16 protein-coding genes and 1 other RNA gene are annotated in these 21,546 nt (G+C 60.4%); 10 read left to right on the top strand and 7 right to left on the bottom strand.

Features of this window, described 5'->3' with window-relative positions:
• On the top strand, positions 1–636 hold a 636-nt coding region (locus tag ACYVDM_RS02090), incomplete at its 5' end, for an RNA-guided endonuclease TnpB family protein (RefSeq protein WP_460475297.1).
• Between the two features lie 168 nt (positions 637–804).
• On the opposite strand, the gene ACYVDM_RS02085 is transcribed toward ACYVDM_RS02090, so the two are convergent.
• Both ACYVDM_RS02085 and ACYVDM_RS02080 read right to left on the bottom strand, forming a co-directional pair.
• Complete coding sequence (locus ACYVDM_RS02085) at positions 805–2,817, bottom strand: hydantoinase B/oxoprolinase family protein (RefSeq protein ID WP_415793268.1); 2,013 nt, start codon at positions 2,815–2,817, stop codon at positions 805–807.
• Positions 2,814–4,865, bottom strand: coding sequence for a hydantoinase/oxoprolinase family protein (locus ACYVDM_RS02080; protein ID WP_415793269.1), 2,052 nt, complete (start codon positions 4,863–4,865; stop codon positions 2,814–2,816). The genes ACYVDM_RS02085 and ACYVDM_RS02080 overlap by 4 nt, the downstream gene beginning before the upstream one ends.
• A gap of 105 nt (positions 4,866–4,970) precedes the next feature.
• Between ACYVDM_RS02080 and ACYVDM_RS02075 the strand changes: the two genes are divergently transcribed.
• Complete coding sequence (locus ACYVDM_RS02075) at positions 4,971–5,618, top strand: helix-turn-helix domain-containing protein (RefSeq protein WP_415793270.1); 648 nt, start codon at positions 4,971–4,973, stop codon at positions 5,616–5,618.
• A gap of 158 nt (positions 5,619–5,776) precedes the next feature.
• Positions 5,777–6,442, top strand: coding sequence for a GntR family transcriptional regulator (locus tag ACYVDM_RS02070; protein ID WP_415793271.1), 666 nt, complete (start codon positions 5,777–5,779; stop codon positions 6,440–6,442).
• Positions 6,443–6,506: 64 nt separating this feature from the next.
• On the opposite strand, the gene ACYVDM_RS02065 is transcribed toward ACYVDM_RS02070, so the two are convergent.
• The 4 genes from ACYVDM_RS02065 to ACYVDM_RS02050 all read right to left on the bottom strand — a co-directional run bounded on the left by ACYVDM_RS02065 (position 6,507) and on the right by ACYVDM_RS02050 (position 10,231).
• Entirely contained in the window at positions 6,507–7,562 is a 1,056-nt protein-coding gene (locus ACYVDM_RS02065; protein WP_415793272.1) for a hydroxyacid dehydrogenase, read from the bottom strand.
• Between the two features lie 5 nt (positions 7,563–7,567).
• Positions 7,568–8,248 (bottom strand): RraA family protein, encoded by a 681-nt coding sequence (locus ACYVDM_RS02060; RefSeq protein ID WP_415793273.1) that lies wholly within the window; start codon positions 8,246–8,248, stop codon positions 7,568–7,570.
• 29 nt (positions 8,249–8,277) lie between these two features.
• The gene (locus tag ACYVDM_RS02055; protein WP_415793274.1) at positions 8,278–9,246 is read right to left on the bottom strand and encodes a Bug family tripartite tricarboxylate transporter substrate binding protein; all 969 of its coding nucleotides are present in this window, start codon (positions 9,244–9,246) and stop codon (positions 8,278–8,280) included.
• A 100-nt stretch (positions 9,247–9,346) separates the two neighbouring features.
• Positions 9,347–10,231, bottom strand: a complete 885-nt coding sequence (locus tag ACYVDM_RS02050; protein WP_415793275.1) for an NAD(P)-dependent oxidoreductase — start codon at positions 10,229–10,231, stop codon at positions 9,347–9,349.
• Positions 10,232–10,533: 302 nt separating this feature from the next.
• Here ACYVDM_RS02050 and ACYVDM_RS02045 point away from each other — a divergent pair, with 302 nt between their 5' ends.
• Positions 10,534–10,752, top strand: coding sequence for a hypothetical protein (locus ACYVDM_RS02045; RefSeq protein WP_415793276.1), 219 nt, complete (start codon positions 10,534–10,536; stop codon positions 10,750–10,752).
• 167 nt (positions 10,753–10,919) lie between these two features.
• Here the strand turns inward: ACYVDM_RS02045 and fabZ are convergent, their stop codons facing one another.
• Positions 10,920–11,372 (bottom strand): 3-hydroxyacyl-ACP dehydratase FabZ, encoded by a 453-nt coding sequence (fabZ, locus tag ACYVDM_RS02040; protein WP_415793278.1) that lies wholly within the window; start codon positions 11,370–11,372, stop codon positions 10,920–10,922.
• A 198-nt stretch (positions 11,373–11,570) separates the two neighbouring features.
• Between fabZ and ACYVDM_RS02035 the strand changes: the two genes are divergently transcribed.
• The 6 genes from ACYVDM_RS02035 to recR all read left to right on the top strand — a co-directional run bounded on the left by ACYVDM_RS02035 (position 11,571) and on the right by recR (position 21,465).
• The gene (locus ACYVDM_RS02035) at positions 11,571–14,249 is read left to right on the top strand and encodes a PD-(D/E)XK nuclease family protein (protein ID WP_415793280.1); all 2,679 of its coding nucleotides are present in this window, start codon (positions 11,571–11,573) and stop codon (positions 14,247–14,249) included.
• Positions 14,246–17,713 (top strand): UvrD-helicase domain-containing protein, encoded by a 3,468-nt coding sequence (locus ACYVDM_RS02030; RefSeq protein ID WP_415793281.1) that lies wholly within the window; start codon positions 14,246–14,248, stop codon positions 17,711–17,713. Before ACYVDM_RS02035 ends, ACYVDM_RS02030 begins: the two co-directional genes overlap by 4 nt.
• 180 nt (positions 17,714–17,893) lie before the next feature.
• An RNA gene (ffs, locus tag ACYVDM_RS02025) (signal recognition particle sRNA small type) lies at positions 17,894–17,991 on the top strand.
• A gap of 125 nt (positions 17,992–18,116) precedes the next feature.
• Complete coding sequence (locus ACYVDM_RS02020; protein WP_415793282.1) at positions 18,117–20,381, top strand: DNA polymerase III subunit gamma/tau; 2,265 nt, start codon at positions 18,117–18,119, stop codon at positions 20,379–20,381.
• Between the two features lie 78 nt (positions 20,382–20,459).
• Entirely contained in the window at positions 20,460–20,786 is a 327-nt protein-coding gene (locus ACYVDM_RS02015; protein WP_415793284.1) for a YbaB/EbfC family nucleoid-associated protein, read from the top strand.
• 70 nt (positions 20,787–20,856) lie between these two features.
• A complete protein-coding gene (gene recR, locus ACYVDM_RS02010; RefSeq protein ID WP_415793285.1) occupies positions 20,857–21,465 on the top strand; it encodes a recombination mediator RecR in 609 nt (202 codons plus the stop codon).
• Positions 21,466–21,546: the final 81 nt, after the last annotated feature.

Here is a 21,546-nt window from a genome sequence, read left to right as displayed (position 1 = left end):
ATCGATCTGGGGCTGTCTCATTTTGCGACCCTCTCAACCGGAGAAAAAATCAATGCGCCACAGGTCTTTCGACAACATGAAGCCAAGTTGGCCAAGCTACAACGCCGCTTGGCCAGGAAACAACGCGGATCGGCTCGCCGTGCCAAGGCGAAACTAAAAGTCGCCAAACTGCATGCCAAGATCGCAGACACCCGCAGGGATTTCCTGCACCAGCTCTCCACCCGGTTGATCCACGAAAACCAAGTGATCGCCGTAGAAAGCTTGTCTGTGTCAAATATGCAGAAAAACCGCTGTCTTGCTAAATCCATCGGTGATGCCGGATGGGCGGAGTTCGTGAGACAGCTTGAATACAAAGCGCGTTGGGTCGGACGAGACGTCGTGCGGGTGGATCGCTGGTACCCCTCCAGCAAGCGCTGCCACGCTTGCGGATATGTGTCACCAAAGCTGCCGTTGAGCGTGCGGCAGTGGTCCTGTCCTGCATGCAGCACAGACCACGAGCGCGATATCAACGCAGCCCATAACGTATTATCCGCCGGGCTGGCGGTGTTAGCCCATGGAGAAACGGTAAGACCTAAGTGCATGAGTGTTGATGCGCAATGGCTCGGTTCTGTGAAGTGGGAATCCCTTTCCCTTTAGGGAAGGGAGCAGTCAAGATTTTCCCCTGTATGTATAAATGTATAAAGAATCATGTCAGGCCCTTTTTTGATAGCGACTGTGGCGCTCGGCCAGAGTCAGCATTGGACGGCGCAAAGCGTCAGCGCGTCCTCCAATGATCGTAGGCGTCTCGCGTTTGGTACCAATTGCCTATTGCAAACAAGAACCGCGTATTTCTGAAAGCGATGGCAGATCAGCGTAACGTTGGCTCAATTGCTCATAGAGCCGGTTAATGTCCGCTGCGCCATCATCCTCAGGGGGCGTCGTGCCGGCCAGTGCGGCAAACATCTGATGTTTGATGAAATGCCGCCAGCTAATAGGAAGTGCCGCCATAATCCGAGTCATGGCGTCATAGCGCCCCTTGGTCCAGATACTTTCAAAGTGGGCCCGACCCGGACCGTAATCAAAATGGTCCGGGTTGCCGGACTCGCCTCGGCGTAGATCGCCAGTGGCGGCTTCGTCAATTGTCAGATCATCGCGCACCACGACGCCGTATGCTTCGCGGGCCCGCTGTCTCGAGACAAATCCGCAGCGCACGTCCTCCAGAACGTCCTCGATCGGGCGTTCGTACGGATGACCGTAGCCGCCGCCGGCCGGGCCTTGAAGGCGAATGATGTCGCCGGGTGCGCAATTGACCAGATCGGTATTGCGTAGTTCTTCAGATTGCTCGGTGTCGGGATTTTTGATGAAGCGCGAGTTGGCGCCTGCCTTGCCGCCCACGACGCCCCACGCCGCCAGTTCTGATCGATTACGATTGCGTGCGGTCACCACGCCGTTCGGGGCGAGCAGCTTGAATTCCATGGTTGCCGCATTGCCACCGCGGAATCGACCTGCGCCTCCGGTATCGGGAACCAGGCCGTAGCGGATGATTTCAATGGGTACTTCCGCTTCGTTGATTTCAACCGGCGTGTTCTTCAGGAAAGCATTATTCGCACCGCAACCTTCCACGCCGTCGAACGCCGGACCACCGCCAGCGCCACCGCCGCAAGGGCCGATGGATGAGAGCACCTGGCGGCCTTCACGCGTAGCTGTCTTGACATTGAGCAGCGTGGAACCGCCGGCCGGGCAGGCGGGTAGGCGATCAGGTAGGGCCTGGCTGAACACGCCGAAGGTGCATGCCTGAATCACCGCGGCCATCAGGCTGCGCATGCCTACCGCTGCCGGAGCCTGCGGATTCACCACGGAGCCCTCGGGCAAGACGGCATGCATTGGGCGTACTGAACCCGCATTCAGAACATTACGCGGTGCCAGCGTGTGCATCACATAGACGAGGCCTACGGTGATCACGGAGTGGTGTCCGTCGCCACCGGTGGGAACGTTCAGCGAGGATGCCACCTGGGGATCACTGCCCGTGAAGTCGAGCTCTAGTTCATCCCCGCGGATTCGTAGTGTGATGTGGATGCGGCAGGGGTATCCGCCGACTGAGTCTTCGTCGGCATACTCTGAGAACTCGTACTCTCCGTCCGGAATATCACGTATCAGGGCGCGTGTTTGCTGCTCGGCGTAATCCAGAATCGCCTCTGCGCCTTGCATGAATTCCTCTACACCGAAGCGGTCGATGATTTCGTGCACTTTGCGTTCGCCGACGTTCAGGGCGGCGATCTGGGCATTGAGGTCGCCATGGTTCTGGTCCGGCATGCGCACGTTGACCTGCATGATGCGCAGTAGTTTTTCGTCGATGACACCGTCGCGCATCAAGAGCATCGGAGGGATCCGCAGTCCTTCCTGATGAACTTCGGTCAGCGTACGAGACAAGGAGGCGGGTACGGCGCCGCCCATGTCGGTATTGTGAATGTGCGAGCCCACGAAGCATACCAGCGTGCCGTCTCGGAAAACGGGTTTCCACACGTGCATGTCGGGGGTATGTGTGGCCACGTGCCCGCTGTAGGGATCGTTGGTCAGGTAGATATCGCCTTCGCGATAGTCATCGAACATGGCGATAACCCGGCCGTAGTCCAGTCCCGTGTACCAGGTGGCGCCGAAGGTTTTGGGCGACGCGAAGGTCTTGCCCGATGGGGTCAATAACTGGGCGGAAAAATCCTCGGTTTCTTTGACAAAGGTGGAATAGGCCGTGCGCATCAGCGTGTAGCCCATGGCCTCCGCGGCGGCCGTGCAATGATTGGCAAGCACTTGTAGACGGAAATTGTCGATGGTCTTGGTCACGACGCGGCTCCTTCGGAAGTGATGCGCAGATTGGTGAATTCGTCGACGTCGCAAACGTAGCCACTGGGAATGACCGTGGTGCAGTCGTCTTGCGTGACGATGGCCGGCCCCGACAGGCGCTGGCCTGCGACCAGTGCCACGCGGCTGAACAGCTCTACGTCGCGGAACCCGCCATCTAGCCACACGCGCAGGGAGCGCTCGGCGTCAGGCGTACCGGGACATAGCTCGTGGCGCGGAAAGCGGGGTTTGTCGCTATTTCCCGAGATCACCACACGAAGGCTCACCAGTTGCACGGGGGCTTGCGGATCCGCATGTCCATATAGGCGTTGATGCGTGTCGTGAAACGCCTCTGCAATGGCCTTGACGTTACCGGACGCTATGTGCGCCGGATCTAGCGCGGTGTCGATTTCATACGACTGTCCGCGATAACGCATTTCGGCGGAATACACCAATTCGGCTTGGTCGATGTGGCCCTGTTCTTGTATTAACCATTGCTCTGCACGTTCGCGCAGCACGGCGAATTCCTCACGTACTGTCTGCAGGTTGGTCGGATTCAGGTCTGTGTAGACAGTCTTCAGAAAGTCGCTCTTTAAATCGGCGATCAGGCCGCCAAGTGCACTGAGTGTCCCGGGCGAGGGCGGGACGATGATTTCCTTGACTTTGATCTCTCGTGCAAGAAAGCAGCCCAACATGGGACCTGCGCCGCCAAAGGCCAGTACTGCATATTCACGCGGATCGATCCCGTAGCGGGAAATGAGTCCGCTGACTTCCGTATACATGCCGGACACAGCGATCTGGATGATGGCTTCGGCGGTTTCTTCAATGCTGCGTCCTAGTTTATCGGCAAGCTCGCCGACCACCTGTCGCGATGCGTCGATATCGACCTCGACGGCCCGGTAGCCCAGGTCGGAATGCCCGACCAGGCCGCAGCATACGAATGCGTCAGTAATGGTGGCGCGTGTGCCACCGCGCCGATAGCACGCTGGTCCGGGTCTGGATCCCGCACTTTCAGGGCCGACCTTCAGGACACCCAGCGGGTCGACCCAGGCGATGGAGCCTCCGCCTTCGCCCACTGACGACACCGAGACCGACGGGATATGAATCTGGAAATCGCCGATTAACTCACCCACGCCATATTGTGGCTTGCCGTCGACGATTACTGCGATATCGGCGCTGGTGCCGCCAATGTCCAGGCTAAGACAACGTGATACGCCTGCCGTCGCGGCAACGTGACTGGCACCGATGACGCCGGCCGCCGTGCCAGACAAAATCATCTGTACGCAATCGCGTTTGCCTTGCTCGGCGGTCATGACACCACCATTCGATTTGGTCAGGCGAGGTTCAGGCCGGACGCCCGCATTCTTCAAGGCGCTTTGCAGCGAGCCCAGGTAATGCGCGACACGAGGTTGCACGTAGCCACCGATGACTGCCGTGACAGTGCGTTCGTATTCGCGGATGATGGGCCACGTTTCACTGGAGCAGGTCACCGGCAACTCCGGGGCTATCGACTCCACGATTTCTTTCACTCGCAGTTCGTGGGCGGGATTGCGATAGGCATGCAGCAAGGAAATGACGACGCCTTCGGCGCCGGCGTCGCGTGCTTGTTGGACGGCGCGCTTGACGCTGTCCTCGTCGAGTGGAGAGCGCACGGTTCCATCGGGCCCCATACGCTCGGCGATGCCGAAAACCATGCTGCGTTTGATCAAGGGTTCGGGGCGGCGCGACAACAAATGGTACATGTCGGGCGTTTTGAGACGCGCAAGCTCGAGCACGTCGCAGAAGTTCTCGGTGGCAAAGAGGGCTAGCTTCAAACCCTTGCGCTGGATGACGGTGTTGATCCCTACCGTGGTGCCGTGCGTGAAGTAGTTGATTTGGCCAGGCTGGATGCCGTAGCGTTCGCCCAGCATGCGCAGGCCGGCGATGACTTCTTCGCCCGGTTGGTCTGGGCGGGAGAATACCTTCAGACTTTTGATTTCGCCGCTATCTTCATCAAACACAGCGAAATCGGTAAATGACCCACCGATATCGACACCAACTCTGTACCCCATGAGTGCTCCCAAATCTGTGCCGACGAATTCGAGACAGGCTTGCAGACTTGCCCGAAGCCAGCTAATATGTTCACTAGATGAACAAATATTTCATGTAGTGGTCAAATGAATGATAATAGGTCGGTCCAAAGGTGTCTAGCGATTCTGCGCAGTTTTCGCAGTGGCCCTGGGCAATCCCTAACGGCCTTGTCCAAGGCCGTCGATTTGCCGCACTCGACGGTGTTGCGCCTGCTCAAGACGCTGCAGGGCGAAGGCTATGTGCGTCAAGAAGGCACGCTTTGGTCGTTGACACCGCAATTACTTGAGATTGGATTCGCCGCGTTGGCCAATACGGGTGTGAACGACCTGATACAGGCGTCGCTGCAGGCGCTGGCCGATCGCTGTTCAGGTGCGGTGAATATCGGCGAGAAGGGCAAAGATGAGGTCATCATCATCGCGCGCGCCACGTCGGAAACCGAGCGCCGCAAGATTCTGGTCGTGAATCTGCGAGTGGGCAATTCCATGGACTCAAACAGCGCCTTGTATTCGGCTCTCGATCTGCCAGAGGATCAGTGGTCGATTGCGCTGTATCCTCGGCGTAATGTCACCACGATTGGCATCTCGCTGTTTTCGGGACCGGTGCGCAGTCTGGCGCTCGGGCTTTCCGTCAATGACGACGATTATTCCCGGGAGCAGATAGAAAGCGAACTCGTCCATGACTTGCGTGCGAAGCGCGACGAGATTCGGCGATTGATGAACCTTGGCGAAGTGTAGGCAGTGGCATCGCACGTGGTTCCTCATGCTGGCAATGACTTGCGATAGCTGCGAAGATTTCGCACTCACAACGAATAACTATCGCCGCATCGGAATGCTATCTCGCCAGCCCATATCAGGCGATAATTCAGGTTCGATGAGCAAAGAGGTGGGGCTGCATGTCTAGCGCACGGGATCTGGTTTATGCGGAACTGCGTCGCCGATTGATGTCTGGGGCATTTTTGCCTGGCGAGCGCTTGCGCGAAGAACATATCGCCGCCGAGCTCGCCGTGAGCCGCACACCGGTCCGTAGCGCGATCGAGCGACTGATCGACGATGGCTTGGTCTCGCGCGAAGAGCGGCGTGGCGCCGTGGTGCTGGGTTGGCTGGATCGCGACATCAACGAGGCCTTTGAGTTGCGCCTCTTGCTTGAGCCCTATGCCGCGCGTGTGGCCGCCAACCGCGCTAGCGAAGCACAAATCGAAGCACTCGCGGAGATCAACGCCAGTATGTTGCGTGCGGTGCTCTCGGATGACGAGGACCATGTCGCGCAGGTGCAGCACTACAACAACCGCTTTCATCACGCGTTGCTGGCGGCGGCTCAGTCAGCGCGTGTACGTTCGCTGGTGGATAGTTTGCTGGATATGCCGATTATTATTGGCTCGTTCTATTTTTATAGCCGTGACGACATGCTGAGCAGCGTCGAACAGCATAAGCAGATCATTGCCGCGCTGCGTGCCCGCGATCCCGATTACGCAGAAAGCGCGATGCGGTTGCACTTGACCGCGACGCACCGCTTGTTCCGCAATCAGCGCTCCCCTGCGGAGAAGGAGCGATCTGCCTGAAAGACGGCCGTTGCAAGGTGCAAGGCCTGAACGATAGATAGTGCGACGAAAGCGCAAAAGACCGTCAGACCAATTCGATACGCTTTGTTTGAGCCAGGCGCTCTTGAAAGCGTGGCCAAACCGCCGGGTTCAGCAGTTGTGCAGGACGTTCCCCCGACAGCATGGTGACGATCTGGGACGCTGAGCCTTGAGCGACTTTGCGGCGGCCCTCGTGAGTCACGCCCGCCGTATGAAAGGTGGCGACCACATCGTCGCGTTGCAATAGAGGGTGTGCAGACGGCGGAGGTTCGACTTGCCAAACGTCCAGTCCTGCGCCGCCCAGATGGCCGCTTTCCAGGGCTTGTTGCAAGGCGGTCTCGTCGTGAATACCTCCGCGGGCGGTCGTTAGAAACAAGGCGCCGGGCTTCATTGCGGCATAGGCCTGCGCGTTCATCATGCCACGCGTGCTGGTGTCTAACGGGCAATGCAAGCTCACGACATCGGCTTGTCGTAGCAGGTCCGCAAACGAGACCGGTTCCGCGCCTCGTGCGCGAATCTCGTCGTTGCTCAGCAAAGGGTCATACGCGATCGGGCGCATCCCAAAGCCTGCGGCGATGCGTGCCGCCCTGAGTCCAATGGCGCCGATTCCGACCAGACCGAATACACGCCCCTCGATCTCGTTGCCCATCAGGGCCTCGCGGCTCACGGCGGTGCCGGATCTCAGCATCGCGTCGGATGCGTTGAGTCGCTTGACCAGAGCCAGCAGCAACGCAAAGGTCATCTCGGCAACTGACGCGGCATTGGCGCCCGCCTGGTTGACGACCGCAACGCCTGCGCGTGTGCATGCGTCGACGTCCACGGTATCGTAGCCCGCGCCGCCCGCCGAGACACACAATAGGTCCGGGCAGCGGGCCAGCAGCGCATTGTTGACCCACCAGCATGACGGTAGCTCGTCTTTGGCGGGCGACACGTGATAGGCATGCGCTTGAGATAGTGCCGCCCAGGTGTCTGGGCGGCCGGCCTCTCGTGACAGCACGCAGAGCGCCAGGCCGGCGTTTGCCGTAATGACCTGGTCGAAGACGGGATTGACCCATAGATCCAGGCGCGCCACGCGCAATGCGTTGTGATTCGAGGCCGGCATGTTGCTTATCCCTGAGTGGGCACCGTGCAGCCCAAGGCCTTCAGGCGTGCATCAATCCACGACGTATCGAGTTTGCCCGCGGCGATATTTGCCAGGGTGACTTCCTCGGCTGCGTGCTTGGCGGATGCTTGCTCGTAGATGGCTTCGGCTTGATCGAACGGAATGCACAGCAAGCCGTCTTCGTCGCCGAGGATCAGGTCGCCCGGTTCGATGGTCATGCCGTCCAGTGCGATCGTGCCGTTGATGACGCCCGGGCCGTCCTTGTACGGGCCACGATGCGTGACGCCCGCGGCGTAGACGGGAAATGCGCTGCGGCGAATGGTACCGGAATCACGAATGGCACCGTTGATGATAATGCCGGCGATACCGCGCGACTCAGCATACGAGGTCATGATTTCGCCGATGATCGCATTGGTCAGATCACCGCCGGCATCTACCACGATGACGTCGCCGGGTTGGGCCAGGTTCAGCGCCTTGTGCACCATCAGGTTGTCACCGGGACGCGTGCTGACGGTCAGCGCCGGCCCGGCCAACAGGGTACCGTCGTGCATGGGGCGCAGGCGGGCGCCACCGGCCGTCATGCGCGACATGCAATCACTGATATTGGCTACAGGCAACTTGCGGAATTTCTCGACCATCTCGGCACTGATGGCACGTTTGCGAGAAAGAATTTCAAAACCAATCATAAAAGCGCTCCGGGTGTAGGGGGAGAAGGTTATTGTTGAGGAATCCCGACTTGTTGTACGACCTTGCCGAACACATCGTGATCCGCGCGATGGCGTTTGGCGAGATCGTCGGGCGTGCCCTTCATGACGTTATAGCCGGCCTTTTGGAGTTTTTGTGCAACTTCGGGGTTCTCGAGTGCCTGGTTCAGTGCACCATTGAGCGTCGCGATGACGTCGTCAGGGGTTTTACCCGGCGCCATCAGGCCCCACCAGATGGTTTGGTTAATGGTCTTGAAGCCGCTTTCGACAAATGTCGGCACGTCGGGCAATGCGGGCGAGCGTTCATCGGCCACGACGGCCAGCGCGCGAACCTTGCCGCTGCTGATCTGCGGCAACAGCGACGCTACCGAACCGGTGTACAGGGCGATGCGACCGCTCATCAGATCAGGGAACGCTTGCGACCAGCCGCGATAGGGCACGTGCATCAGCTCAATGTCTGCCGCTTCGCGCCACAAATAACCAATCAAATCGCCACTGCCCCCGATGCCGGGAATGCCGAGGGAGACTTCGCCGGGTTTGGCTTTAGCGGCTTTGACGACATCGTCCAGAGTTTTATAGGGAGAGTCCGGCACCACCACAAATACGCTGGGAGACGAGGCGACCAAGCCAACTGGCTTGAAGTCCTTGAAAGTGTCATAGGTCAGCTTTTTGTAAAGCCATGGGTTGAGCACGATGTTGTCGGTCTGGGCCATGACCAGCGTATGGCCATCGGGTTTTGCGCGCGCGGTCGCGTCCAGTGCCAGGTTTCCGCCGGCGCCCGGCTTGTTCTCGACGACGATGTTCCAGCCCTGCTCTGTGCCAATGGCGGTCGCCATCATGCGTGTCAGGGTATCCGTACCGCCGCCTGGCGGGAACGGGGAAATGAACGTGATCGGCGCGCTAGCCATATTGGTGGCCGCGATAGCCACTGAGCAGGACATCAGCAGCGTGGCTGCCATCATTTTTTTTACGAGTTGCATCGTCTTCCTCATCATTTTTATATGGTCACCTTGGCCGGATTCGGCACGATGGTGTCATACACATTGCCGCGTATGCTACTTCAATGCGCGGGGATAAAAATCAAGTGTTCTGGGCCAGTGGCGTCAGCCAGGCCAAACGTGCTTCAACGGTATTGGGCAGATCCAGGGGCGCGCCATTCTGTGCCTCGCGGGCCGCGGCGATGCCTTGGGCCGTGCGTGCAAACAGGCGCTCGACGCCATCGAGCACCAGGGGTTCCAGACCCGCTTGCGTCAATTGGTCTCGCGCTTCGCGGACTTCGGCCAAACGGCGCGGTGCATGCAGCACGTGCGAGCGGACAAAGGAATCGATGAACGTCGTCAACGGTGTCTGATCAATGTCGCTCAGTACGTCGTACAGCGCATTGCGCAACCCCAGTTTTTCCGCAGCGACCAGGCATTCCACGGAAAGACTTTCCATGCCCTTGGTCATGATGCTGCGCAAGAGCTTTAGTTGTACGGCATCGCCCGCCTGACCTTCGATGGCTTGGGCGGGGATGTCACAGGTTTGTGCAAATTCGACAACGGCCATCGCGCCGGACCCGGCCGTGAGCAGTGATGTGCGTGCGCCCAGCAGGGCAATGGCACCCATGATGGCGACGTCCGCAAAGGGGACGCCGTGGCTGGCCGCGATAGCGGCGGCGGCACGCATGTCGGCCGCGCTGGCGGTCGTGAAGTCAGCATACAGCGCGTCGGGGCGCAGATGCGGCAATGCCTGGGCGGCGACCTGTTCTGCCGCATAGCCAAAGACGGCCGATACCACCAGATCGGCTTGGGCCAACCAAGCGCCGGGCGTCGCATGCAGCGTGGCGCCATAGCTTTGTACCTGAGCCTGTATCTCGGCATCTTGGCGTAGTTCACATACGGCGAAGACAGTATGTCCGGCGGTTCGCCACGCTTGCGCATAGCAGCTTCCGACCTCACCACAACCGATTAACGCGATTTTCATTCTGGCTCCGCACTTAGGGATAAAAATACAAAAAAAATACAAAAAAGAGTAGAACTCATTTTTTGTTCCCTTTTAATAAGGGTAATCCCTTGGTAATTTGAAGCGTAATTAGTACAAAGCGACGAATCAATAAATGTCCTCAGGTGCGATGGGACATTGAGATATTGAGCCTGCAGCAAAGACAGCATGCGTCATATCGGCGCTCGTTTTCTCTTGGTCTATACAGCGCGAGATGGACGTAGGGGTATCATTTGTCGGCTGATTACGACCAAGCGATAACACTCTCTGTAGGACCCGAGGAAATGTCTATTCACACGTTGAGCCGTTGCGGCGTCGTGCTATGTCTGGTTGCGCTGACGGCGGGATGCTCCACACTGAGTTCCAGAACGACCAGCCGCCTGTTTAACTCGTGCACGTGGGATCGTGAGGAATGCCTTTACGAAGGTTCGTATGAGCCTGACGAAGAAGAGTACGCCGAAGAAGAGGCGGCGCGCCTTAACAAGGCACAAACTGGTTGGTAGCCAGGTTCGGCGCGTGTCGGCGTGGTCGCTTCTATCAGGCAGCGAATCCTCTTGAGAGCAGCGCAATCGAGTGATGAGACCGAATCCGCACTTGCGGCCTGAGTCGTCTCACTTTCAAGATGACGGTGGGGATGGCAGGGCTGAGTGCCCTCGCGCGCTAGCGACGGTTATATCGGGGATTCTGGCGAATTCCGTACAGCGCACAGAATGGTGGCTTCGGCGACGAGTTCGTCCTGGACAAATGCCTGGCCTCGATACTTGCAAATCGCGCGACTGAGTCGCACGGCCTGGACCTCGATGCGCAGTTGATCGCCTGGGACGACGGGTTTGATGAAGGTCGCGTCATCAATACCTAGAAAATAATAAACCGCCTTGCCTTGTTCGGGCCGGCTTTGCGTGCCTTCGTCTGCAAAGGAAAACAATGCGGCGGCCTGCGCCATGGCCTCTACGATCAGGGGGGCTGGCATGTAGTGGCCGGCGGACATGAACGGGTCGTTGGCGGAAACGTTTTTGATGGCGATGATCTTGTTCTGAGGAATGACCTCAGTCACGCGATCGATCAAGAGCATGGGGTAGCGATGGGGTAGGCGCTCCATGATTGATTTAATGTCCAGGCTCATATAGTTACCTCTGTGATTGCACCGGAGCCCGTGCTTGGGTTTACTTCACTGGCTGTCGTCCGTCGTCCAGTGTGACACAGTGTAGGCTGTTGCACCTGACGGGAAGTCAACTCCAGCGAAAATGGCACACAAGTCACCAAATGATGCGGGTATCCTAGCGGCTTTTAACACCCAAAATTCTCGGTTAACCCGCTTGGCATGAACTACGACGCAGAATCCCGCAGTCTGATTACGCTGGAGCAGGCTGGACAGTTACCGGCGGCGCAGACGTTGCTCCTGACCGTCAACAACCGGTTGGCCCGTCGATTGACGCTGGATCTGGCGGGCCAGTTGCGCCGCGAGCGGCAGGTCAGCGAGTTACCACGAGTGTTGCCGTTGGCCGCTTGGCTGGTCGAGGCCGCGGCAGATTTGGCGTTTGTGGCGGATGTCGATTTACCCGCGCATCGTTTGGATACATTTGCCGCGCAAATGGTCTGGGTGGATGCGATCAGCGCCGAAGAGGGCGATCGGGTGTTGCTGGATACCGCCCAGGCGGCCGCCCTGGCGATGGACGCCGACACGTTGATGGATGAGTGGGCATTGCAGGTGCCGAGCGGCGCGGATACGGACGAGTATCGAGGTTTTGCGCGTTGGCGGCAGTCTTATCGCGAACGGTTGCGGTCGATTGATGCCGAAGACGCGAATCAGGGCTATGCGCGCGTGCTGGCGGCGTTGCAGCAAAGCGACGTGGCCGCGCCGCGGTATCTGGTGCTGGCGGGATTTACCGATGTTTCGCCGCGTTTCGCCGCGCTACTGAATGCGTTTCAGGAGGGCGGATCGGAATTGGCGTGGCTGCGCGATGTCGAGGCGGATGTGGCTTTACCGACCCGCTATTGCGCCGACGATGGCGGCGGTGAATGGCGAGCGGCGGCGGCCTGGGCGGCACAGCGGCTGGACGCGTACCCGTCAGGGCGCTATGCCATTGTGTCGGCGCAATTGCAGGCGGAGTCGCCATTTGCGCGCCGGGTGGTGGGCCAGGCGCTGGCGCCGGGTGAACATGCTTTTAACGTTGCCGTGGGGCGGCCGCTGACGGAATGGCCGGCGGTACGCGCGGCACTGGCCTGGCTGCATGCTTTGGCCACAATGGCCGAGGTCGAGGCCGTGGATACCGCGGTACTGGGCGCAGCGTTGTTGGCCGGCCATTGCGCGGGCGACCGCGGTGATGGCGCGATGTTCGCCGCGATTGACGCGCGATGGCGTCGTAAAGAGCTTAGCCGCATTGACGCGGGACGTTGGCGACGGGAATTGGTCAATGAAGGGGGGCGAGAGCTCGCCCTCTCGGCCGCATGGACCGCTGCATTGGCGGGCTGGCGGCACGTCGGTGAGCGCGCCACCTGTGACGAGTGGATGCCCGCGATACGCGCAGCATTGGTGACTCTGGGTTTCCCGGGCGAGCGACCACTGGATAGTGTGGGCTATCAGGTGATGGGCGCGTTGGGCGAGTTGCTGGGTCGCTACGCGGCGCTAGCACCGGCTGCCGGGCGGTTGAGTGGCCGCAGCGCGGTGCGGTTGTTGGAGCGTGCCGCCGCATCGTCGTCATTTCAGCCGCAGCGCGACCCGTCGGCACGTCTGGATGTGCTGGGCTTGCTGGAGGCCGAGGGGGGGCACTGGGATGGTGTGTGGATTTTGGGGTTGACCGATGATGTCTTGCCCGCGACGCCCCAACCCAACCCGCTATTGCCGTTGGTGGTGCTGCGTCAGGCAGGGGCGCCTCGCGCGACGCCTGAGCGCGAGCGGCAGTGGGCGGAATCCATGTATACGGCGCTGTGTCGCTGTGCACCCGAGGTGGTGGTGAGTCATGCACATCTGGAGGGTGAGCGCGAACTCAGGCCGTCGCCGTTGATCGCGCAGGTGCCATTGATGGATTGGCAAATGCCTGCTGCAGGGGTGCCAGAGATTTTGCCGCAACAAATATTGGTGGACGATAGCGGTCCCGCATTGCCGTTGGCCGGTGCGGCGGGTGCGACGGGCGGCCTGGATGTGCTGGATACGCAGGCGCGCAATCCGCTTTGGGCGTTTGTCCGTCACCGGTTGGGGGGCAGAGCGCTTGCTGATTATGCGCAGATGGCCAGCCAGAATGTACGCGGACAATTTTTGCATCGTGCGTTGGAGTTGGTGTGGCGTATGTTCTCTTGCCAGGAAGCCTTGCACACGGCGATAGAACAAGGAAAATTGTCGGCCCTGATTGATCAGGCCGTTGACGAAGCCGCAAGCACCGAGCTGAAAACGTATCCCACGGCATTGCGCGATCTGGAATGCGAACGCGCACGAAAAGTGCTGGCGGATTGGTTTGATCTGGAGGCGCAACGTTTGCCGTTTGAGGTGGCTCAGGTCGAAGAGTCGCATCACTGGTCGCGCGGGCCATTGGCTCTGACGGTGCGTTTGGATCGCCTGGATCGGCTGCCCGATGGCAGGGCGGTGATTGTTGATTACAAGACGGGCATGGCGCCGGGCAATCCCGAGTCGGATTGGGCGCGCGTGCGTCCTGTGAATTTACAGTTGCCGTTTTATGCCGCGGTGTTGTCTGGCGATACGCCGGACGCGGATGTAGCTGCATTGGTGTTGGCTCAGGTGCATGCACGCCAAGTCACTGCGACCGGATTGACCGATACGGACTTGGGTATCACGGGGGTAACGGCGGCGGACAAGAGCAAGGCGTTTGACGGGCAGGCGTGGCGCGACATTTTGCTGCGTTGGCGAGGCGCCGTCGAGAGTCTGGCCGATGAGTATGCGTCGGGTTATGCCGCCAATGTGGTCTATCGCCAGGATGATCTGAAGTATTGTGATGCCATGCCATTTCTGCGGTTGCATCTAGAAGACGAGGACGACGCAGCATGAGTGGATCGAGCCGCCAACCTTCTGATTATGTGGCGCGTGCACAAGCGCTGGATCCTGCCGCGTCGTTTTTGGTACAGGCCCCCGCGGGGTCGGGCAAGACGGAGTTGCTGACGGATCGTATTTTGGCGTTGCTGGCGACGGTCAATCGACCGGAAGAAATCGTCGCAATTACGTTTACCCGCAAAGCGGCCTCGGAAATGCACGCACGGGTGCTCAGCAAATTGCGCGACGGCAATGGGCCGATGCCCGAGACCGAGCACGGCCAGCGCAGTTGGCATTTGGCACGTGAAGCGTTGGCACGCGATGCAGCATTGGGCTGGAAGGTGCTGCAGCATCCCGCCCGCTTGGCGATCCGGACGATCGACTCGTTTTGCGCTGGCCTGGTGCGCGGCATGCCGTGGTTGTCGGAGTTGGGCGGTATGCCCGACATTGCCGACGATGCACAGGTCCATTACCAAGCGGCCGCACGTGCGACATTGGCAATGGCGGATGAGTTTGAGGATGTGCGTGTTTTGCTCAAACACCTGGATGTCGATACGCAGGCGGCGGTCGAGGCGATCTCTGCCATGCTGGGTCAGCGCGATCAATGGTTGCCTCTGCTGGCCAGCGCAAGCGATCGCGAGTCCTTGCAGGATGCGTTGGCCGAGGCCATTGGCGAAGATCTGGATGCCTTGACGAACGCCATGCCGATGGGGTGGGACGAAGCGCTGTGTTGGCCGGCCCGTATGGCGGTGGCGGTATTGGATGAGGCGGGCACGGACCATCCGTTGGCCGCGTTGCGTGACTGGGATGAGCCCCTGGAGCCTGATGCTGCCCATCTGGATCAGTGGAAAGCCGTGCGCCACCTGTTGTTGACCTCGACAGGGGGATTGCGTAGCCCGCGCGGTGTGAATAAAAATCTTGGCTTTCCGGCTAAGTGCGAGCACAAAGAGGGGTTTGCACAGTGGCTGGGCGATGCGGATCCCAATGCGGCCTGGGTGTGGATGCTGGACGCGATCGATAAAGTGCCTCCGGCCGAATTCAGCGAGGCGCAGTGGCGGGTGCTAAGCGCACAGTTGACCACGCTGAAGTTGGCGGTGGCCCAATTGCATTTGCGTTTTGCCGAAACGCGCGAAGTGGATTTCATCGAGATCGCGCAACGTGCCTCGTTCGCGTTGGGATCGGCCGATGATCCGGGTGAGTTGCTACTGAAACTTGACGCCTCGATCCGGCATTTGTTGATCGATGAGTTTCAGGACACCAGCCTGACGCAAATCCATTTGTTGAATACGCTGACTTCGGGCTGGCAGTCGGGTGATGGGCGGACGCTGTTTTTAGTGGGCGATCCCATGCAGTCGATTTATCGCTTTCGCAAGGCCGAGGTGGGGTTGTTCTTGCAAGCAGCCGAGCATGGCGTAGGCGAAATCACGCCGGGTTTCCTGCAACTGACGGACAACTTCCGCTCACAAGCGGGCGTGGTCGAATGGGTGAATGCGACGTTCCGTGGGTTGTTGCCCGCGCGCAATGATGCCGCTGCCGGGGCCATTGCTTATACCGATTCGGCGGCGTTTAATCCGTCGTTGCCGGGTGATCCGGTGCGTTTTTATGGGGCTTTTAGTGCGGATGGGGCCGCTGCGGCCAATGCGGCTGCCGAGGTGCTGACGGTCGATCTGGTTCGTCAGGCGTTGCACGATCGTGATCCTGCCAGCCGGCATCCCGTGGCGATTTTGGTGCGTGCACGGGGGCATTTAGGGCAATTGGTGCGTCGTTTAACGCAAGCGGGTATCGCGTGTCGTGCTGTGGACTTGGTGCCGCTGGGGCAGCGTCAGGTCGTGTCGGATCTGGTGCAGCTATTACGTGCCTTGGCGCATCCGGCTGATCGTCTGGCGTGGCTGTCTGTGTTGCGCGCGCCGTGGTGCGGACTGACACTGACGACATTGCATGCCTTGTTTGGTCACGACTTGACCACGCCTATTCCCACGTTGCTGGATGCGGCGTTGCGGGTGTCCGAAGGTGAGGTGCAGGAGGTAGCCGGGCAACCTGCGGGCCAAAGCTTGTCCCTCTGGGATGAGCCAGTGTCCGCGGCGCCGTGCCTGGCACAGCAAATTTTGCCCGCCGATGAGTACGCCCGCTTGAGTCAGGTTGCGCCGATTTTGCGCGATGCCCGCAATGCCAGTGGCGCGATGCCGTTGGCAGCCTGGCTGGAGTCACTCTGGCATCGCCTGGGCGGCGAGGCGTTGTACGCGAGCGCTAGCGCGGCCGAGGACGCGGAAAGTCTGTTTGTCTTGATTGAACGCCTGGCGCCCCACGGCGGACTCGATCCTGCACAACTGGATACGGCGCTGGGACGACTCTATGCGGCTCCGGACGGCGGCGCCGATGGCGAGGGTGTGGTGGAGATTATGACCATGCACAAGTCCAAGGGTTTGCAGTTTGATACGGTCATTTTGTATGGTCTGCACAAGTCGTCTCGGGCCGATCGCGCGCCATTGGTGAGCTTTGAGCAAAGCGGCGAGCGCGTGTTGTTTGGCCCGGTCAAGCCGCGCGCGGACAAGGAGGCCGATCCGATTTCGCGCTATTTGAGTTTGCGCGAAGGACGTCGCGCGGACTATGAGACCGATCGCTTGTTGTATGTGGCCGCCACGCGTGCGCGCCATCGTCTGTGCCTCGTGGGCAATGTGGCGATAGATCCCGCTACTGGGCAGGCCAAGCCGCCGGCGGCCAATAGTCTGCTGGGTCGGTTGTGGGAATGGCTACCCGCCGATCAGAGGATGCCGCCCGCAGACTGGCAAGAGACTGCGTTGGCGGACGAGGGTCTGGCGGGTCAGCAGGGCGGCGAGCCGTTACATCGTTTGGCCAATGAGGCCATCGAGATTTTGCGCACCCGGCAGCCCCGCATGAGCGGGCCGGGCTTTGCTGTCGGCGGCCAGAGTGCAGCGGTGGGGCAGGGGGCGGAGCATCCCGCCTGGCAATTGGAAACAGGCTACGACGCTGCTATCGGAACGCTCGCACACGCGTGGTTGGCCCGTATTGGCCAGGACGGCCTAGCGGCGTGGCCCACCGATACGTTACGCCGTTATCTCCCGGTCATGCAAAAGCAGTTGACCCGCGCCGGCCTGCCTGCCGGCCAGGCGCCCGATGCCGCTCAATCCGTGCTGGACACGCTGCTGGCCACGCTGGATCATGATCGCGGCCGCTGGCTGCTCTCCCAATCCTCCGCTCGCCGCGAGTGGCCTCTCATCGATGCCACCGGCCGCGTTTCCGTCATTGATCTAGCGCTCAGCACCGAAGACGGCTGGCTGATCGTCGACTACAAAACTACCCGTCCACACTCCGGCGAGTCCACGGAACATTTCGCCACCCGCATGCGCCAGCGCCATGCGGATCAACTGCTGCGCTACTGCACTCAGGTCACGGCCTTGGATACCCGCCCGGCGCGGGCCGCTTTGTACTTTCCGCGGGCGCAGCTTTGGATGGATTTGTAGTTTTTGCTGCTTAGTTGAGGTTGTTTTGCTGTCAGGAATCGGTGTTCTTCTGATGTCGCCGTCAGGGGCAGTGGTCGCGTGGGCCTAATCGGCTCGGCTTGGGCGCATGCAGGCCCCCTGGGGCTCGCCAAATGAGAGTCAAGCAAGCGGCCTCCCGGCCGCTCTGCTAGAATCTCATTTGACGGGCCCCTTCGCATGGTTCGGCGGTGAACCTGGTCAGGTCGGGAACGAAGCAGCCACAGTCGTTTAGGATCAGTGCCGGAGTAAGGCTCGTCATCCGGTTTCCCCAATGGGGCGCCGTAATCGGACGAATTGTCAGTATTTTGGCGGTTCGCGCCCTGGTTGCGGCGCCCCTTTGTATTTCCGGCGCGCCGGCCCGTCTAACTGGCTCTACAATCCGCCCATGACTTATCTGGTACTGGCCCGAAAGTGGCGTCCGCGTTCGTTTGATACCCTGGTAGGCCAGGATCACGTTGTGCGTGCGCTGACGCATGCGCTTGATTCTCAGCGCCTTCACCACGCCTGGCTGTTTACGGGCACGCGCGGTGTGGGCAAGACGACGCTGTCGCGCATTTTGGCCAAATCGTTGAATTGTGAGACGGGCATTACGTCTCGGCCCTGCGGTGAGTGCCGCGCGTGTACCGAGATTGATGCGGGTCGCTTTGTTGATTACCTTGAACTCGATGCTGCCTCAAACCGGGGTGTCGAGGATATGACACAGTTGCTGGAGCAGGCCGTGTATGCGCCCGGCTCGGGTCGCTACAAGGTCTACATGATCGACGAAGTCCACATGCTGACGGGGCATGCGTTTAATGCGATGCTGAAAACGCTGGAGGAGCCGCCGCCGCATGTGAAGTTTATTTTGGCAACAACGGATCCCCAGAAGATTCCGGTGACGGTGTTGTCGCGTTGTCTGCAGTTCAATCTCAAGCAAATGCCGCCGGATGCCATTGTTGGTCATTTGCAGACGGTGTTGGCCGACGAGTCCGTTGCGAATGAGTTGCCCGCGTTGCGTTTGATTGCGCAGGCAGCGGGCGGGTCGATGCGCGATGCGTTGTCCCTGGCGGATCAGGCGATCGCTTATAGCGCCGGTAATCTCACCGAAGACGCGGTACGCGGCATGTTGGGCACGATTGACCAACGGCATCTGGTGCGTTTGCTCGAGTCGCTGGCGGCGGGTGAGGCGGCTGGCGTGTTGGCAGTGGCGGACGAGTTATCGACCCGTGGTTTGTCGTACGCGGGGGCGTTGGCGGATTTGGCGGTGTTGTTGTCGCGCGTGGCGATTGAGCAGCGCGTGCCGGGTGCGACGTTGGCCGAGGATCCGCTTGCGGCGGATACTGCGCGCTTGGCGACGGTGCTGCATCCGGATGCGGTGCAGTTGTTTTACTCGGTGGCGGTACATAGCCGCAGTGAATTGTCTCTGGCGCCCGATGAGTATGCGGGTTTTGTCATGGCTTGTTTGCGCATGCTGGCGCTGAACGGCCAGGCGGGGCCGCAGACGGCCTTGCAAACGCCGGTGGCGGTGCCGCCGGCTCAAGCGGAGGTGGCGACTCAGGCAGGAGGCGTGACTCCGTCCGTGGCGTCTGGTGCCGCTGCGAGCGCAACAATGGATGCGGCTCCGATTTCGGGTGGGCCGGCTGGCGCTGCGGTGCAGAGCGAGCCGGCGTTGGCTGCCGCGGCGTCGACGCCTGTAACGGCAACGGGCTCCAGCGTATCTGCTCCCAAAGCGTCGGCGTCCGGGGCGGCCGAAGGGCATCCTGCGGCGAATACGACTGCCGTTGAGGCAAGCGTGGCCGAAGGGAGCCATGCTGCAGATCGTTCGCCGGCTGCCGGCGTCGGGCCTGCCCAGTCGGGTTCCGTAGCGTCGCAGTCCCCCGGCGCCGCGCAGGTCGAACCCGCCTCGACGGCGCATGATCAGTCTGCTTCCGCAGCGCATGATATTCCGCCTTGGGAGGATATTCCCCCCGGGGCGGCGTCGGATTCCGCCTCGCGATCCGAGGGGAAAACGCCGCCTGCGGCCGCGCTGGCTGTCACGCCCGCGTCCACTCATACGTCAACGAAGTCAGCGTCTGCCGTCCACGCGGACGAACCGCCGGCGTGGGTGGATGAGGATATCCCGGACGAGGTTGAGGGCGGTTACTTTCCCACGGCGCAGTTCACCACCGATCCGGATGATGAGTTTGAGACGCTGGCGACATCTGAGCCCGCGATTGCACCGGTGCCTGCTCCGCGTAATCAGCCTGCGCCTTCGCGCCGTGCACGTCGGTCTGGCGCGAGCCTCAAGAATATGTCGGCGGCGCAGTGGCCGGCCTTGGCCGCGCAGTTGCCGGTCACGGGGCTGGCTGCCGAGTTGGCGCGTCAAAGTGAATGGAGTGGCGTGCAGGGCGATGCGGTCGTGTTGCGCGTTGCGGTCAAAACCCTGGCCGAGAGCGAAAGCCGTGTGCGCCTGCAAACGGTATTGTGCGAGCATTTTGGACAGGGGCTGCGACTGGAAATCGAGGTCGGCGCCACGGGCGATGGCACAGCCCACGCGGTGGCGCAGATTGAAAAGGCCGCTCGACAACAGGCCGCAGAAGAGGCAGCGGCAGTTGATCCCTTTGTGCTGGCGTTGAAAAACGATTTTGGCGGGCAGGTCCGCCTAGTGCGTGCGGTTGATCCCTCCGCATGAGCGACGAAATGTGTCTGCGATCGCTTTTTGAACCCATTTTTTGTTGAATTTTTACCCTCATTCAAGGACGTTCCCATCATGATGAAAGGACAATTGGCCGGTTTGATGCGGCAAGCGCAGCAGATGCAGGAAAACATGAAAAAGGCCCAGGATGCGCTGGCCGATATCGTCGTCGAAGGCGCTTCGGGCGGGGGCTTGGTCAAGGTCTCCATGACCTGCCGCCATGACGTCAAGCGTGTTTCCATCGATCCCAGCCTGCTGACGGACGACAAAGACATGATCGAAGATCTGGTCGCGGCAGCCTTTAACGATGCCCTGCGCAAGGCAGAGTCCACGGCACAAGAGAAAATGGCTGGTGTGACCGCCGGTATGCCGTTGCCGCCGGGTATGACGCTGCCCTTTTGAGTGCGCGCGGTGGGCCGCCGTGTCGGTCCGCTGCTTTTAGTCGTTTCTTTCTGTTGTTTTCGTTATCGAGATGGATTCTCAACTGCCTGAACCCGAGCCTCTGATCTCGTTGATCGAGGCCTTGCGCCGCTTACCCGGGGTGGGCGTGCGCTCGGCTCGGCGCATGGCGTATCACCTGATGCAGCATGATCTGCAGGGGGCCGATATGCTGGGCCGGGCGCTGGCGGGGGCGGTGCAAAATTTGCGTCATTGCTCGCGCTGCAACAGCTTTACCGAAAACGAGATCTGCGCGACGTGTGCCAATCCCAAGCGTGATCCGTCGTTGCTGTGCATTGTCGAAACGCCAGCCGATCAAAATATGATCGAGGCCAGCCACGGCTACCGTGGCTTGTATTACGTGCTGATGGGCCGTGTGGCGCCGCTCGAGGGGATCGGCCCGCGCGAGCTCGATTTCGAGCGGCTGCTGGCACGCGTTTCCGATGGCGTGGTACAGGAAGTCATCCTGGCGACGAATTTCACGGCCGAAGGGGAAACGACGGCGCATTTTCTGGGAGAGGCCCTGGCCGACAAGGGGCTGAACGTGACGCGCCTGGCGCGTGGTGTGCCGGCCGGTAGCGAGCTGGAGTACGTGGATGCGGGGACGATTGCCTGGGCATTGATGGAGCGCAAATCAGCCTAGCGTGTCGTGAAATCACTGGAGTATGATCCCTCGCGTTGCCTGGCCGTTTGGTTCAGGCTCGCCCAAGGACTAGACGACGGC

This window comes from Bordetella tumulicola (assembly GCF_054779135.1).
Note: the sequence above shows the minus strand (reverse complement) of the source record. Positions and strands in the feature narration are given on the sequence as shown.

Excerpts from the sequence above, each read along its gene's own strand:
- ACYVDM_RS02080 (WP_415793269.1), bottom strand. The coding sequence starts at position 4,865 with ATGGGGTACAGAGTTGGTGTCGATATCGGTGGGTCATTTACCGATTTC.
- ACYVDM_RS02075 (WP_415793270.1), top strand. The coding sequence starts at position 4,971 with ATGAATGATAATAGGTCGGTCCAAAGGTGTCTAGCGATTCTGCGCAGT.
- ACYVDM_RS02070 (WP_415793271.1), top strand. The coding sequence starts at position 5,777 with ATGTCTAGCGCACGGGATCTGGTTTATGCGGAACTGCGTCGCCGATTG.
- ACYVDM_RS02065 (WP_415793272.1), bottom strand. The coding sequence starts at position 7,562 with ATGCCGGCCTCGAATCACAACGCATTGCGCGTGGCGCGCCTGGATCTA.
- ACYVDM_RS02060 (WP_415793273.1), bottom strand. The coding sequence starts at position 8,248 with ATGATTGGTTTTGAAATTCTTTCTCGCAAACGTGCCATCAGTGCCGAG.
- ACYVDM_RS02055 (WP_415793274.1), bottom strand. The coding sequence starts at position 9,246 with ATGCAACTCGTAAAAAAAATGATGGCAGCCACGCTGCTGATGTCCTGC.
- ACYVDM_RS02050 (WP_415793275.1), bottom strand. The coding sequence starts at position 10,231 with ATGAAAATCGCGTTAATCGGTTGTGGTGAGGTCGGAAGCTGCTATGCG.
- ACYVDM_RS02045 (WP_415793276.1), top strand. The coding sequence starts at position 10,534 with ATGTCTATTCACACGTTGAGCCGTTGCGGCGTCGTGCTATGTCTGGTT.
- fabZ (WP_415793278.1), bottom strand. The coding sequence starts at position 11,372 with ATGAGCCTGGACATTAAATCAATCATGGAGCGCCTACCCCATCGCTAC.
- ACYVDM_RS02035 (WP_415793280.1), top strand. The coding sequence starts at position 11,571 with ATGAACTACGACGCAGAATCCCGCAGTCTGATTACGCTGGAGCAGGCT.
- ACYVDM_RS02030 (WP_415793281.1), top strand. The coding sequence starts at position 14,246 with ATGAGTGGATCGAGCCGCCAACCTTCTGATTATGTGGCGCGTGCACAA.
- ACYVDM_RS02020 (WP_415793282.1), top strand. The coding sequence starts at position 18,117 with ATGACTTATCTGGTACTGGCCCGAAAGTGGCGTCCGCGTTCGTTTGAT.
- ACYVDM_RS02015 (WP_415793284.1), top strand. The coding sequence starts at position 20,460 with ATGATGAAAGGACAATTGGCCGGTTTGATGCGGCAAGCGCAGCAGATG.
- recR (WP_415793285.1), top strand. The coding sequence starts at position 20,857 with ATGGATTCTCAACTGCCTGAACCCGAGCCTCTGATCTCGTTGATCGAG.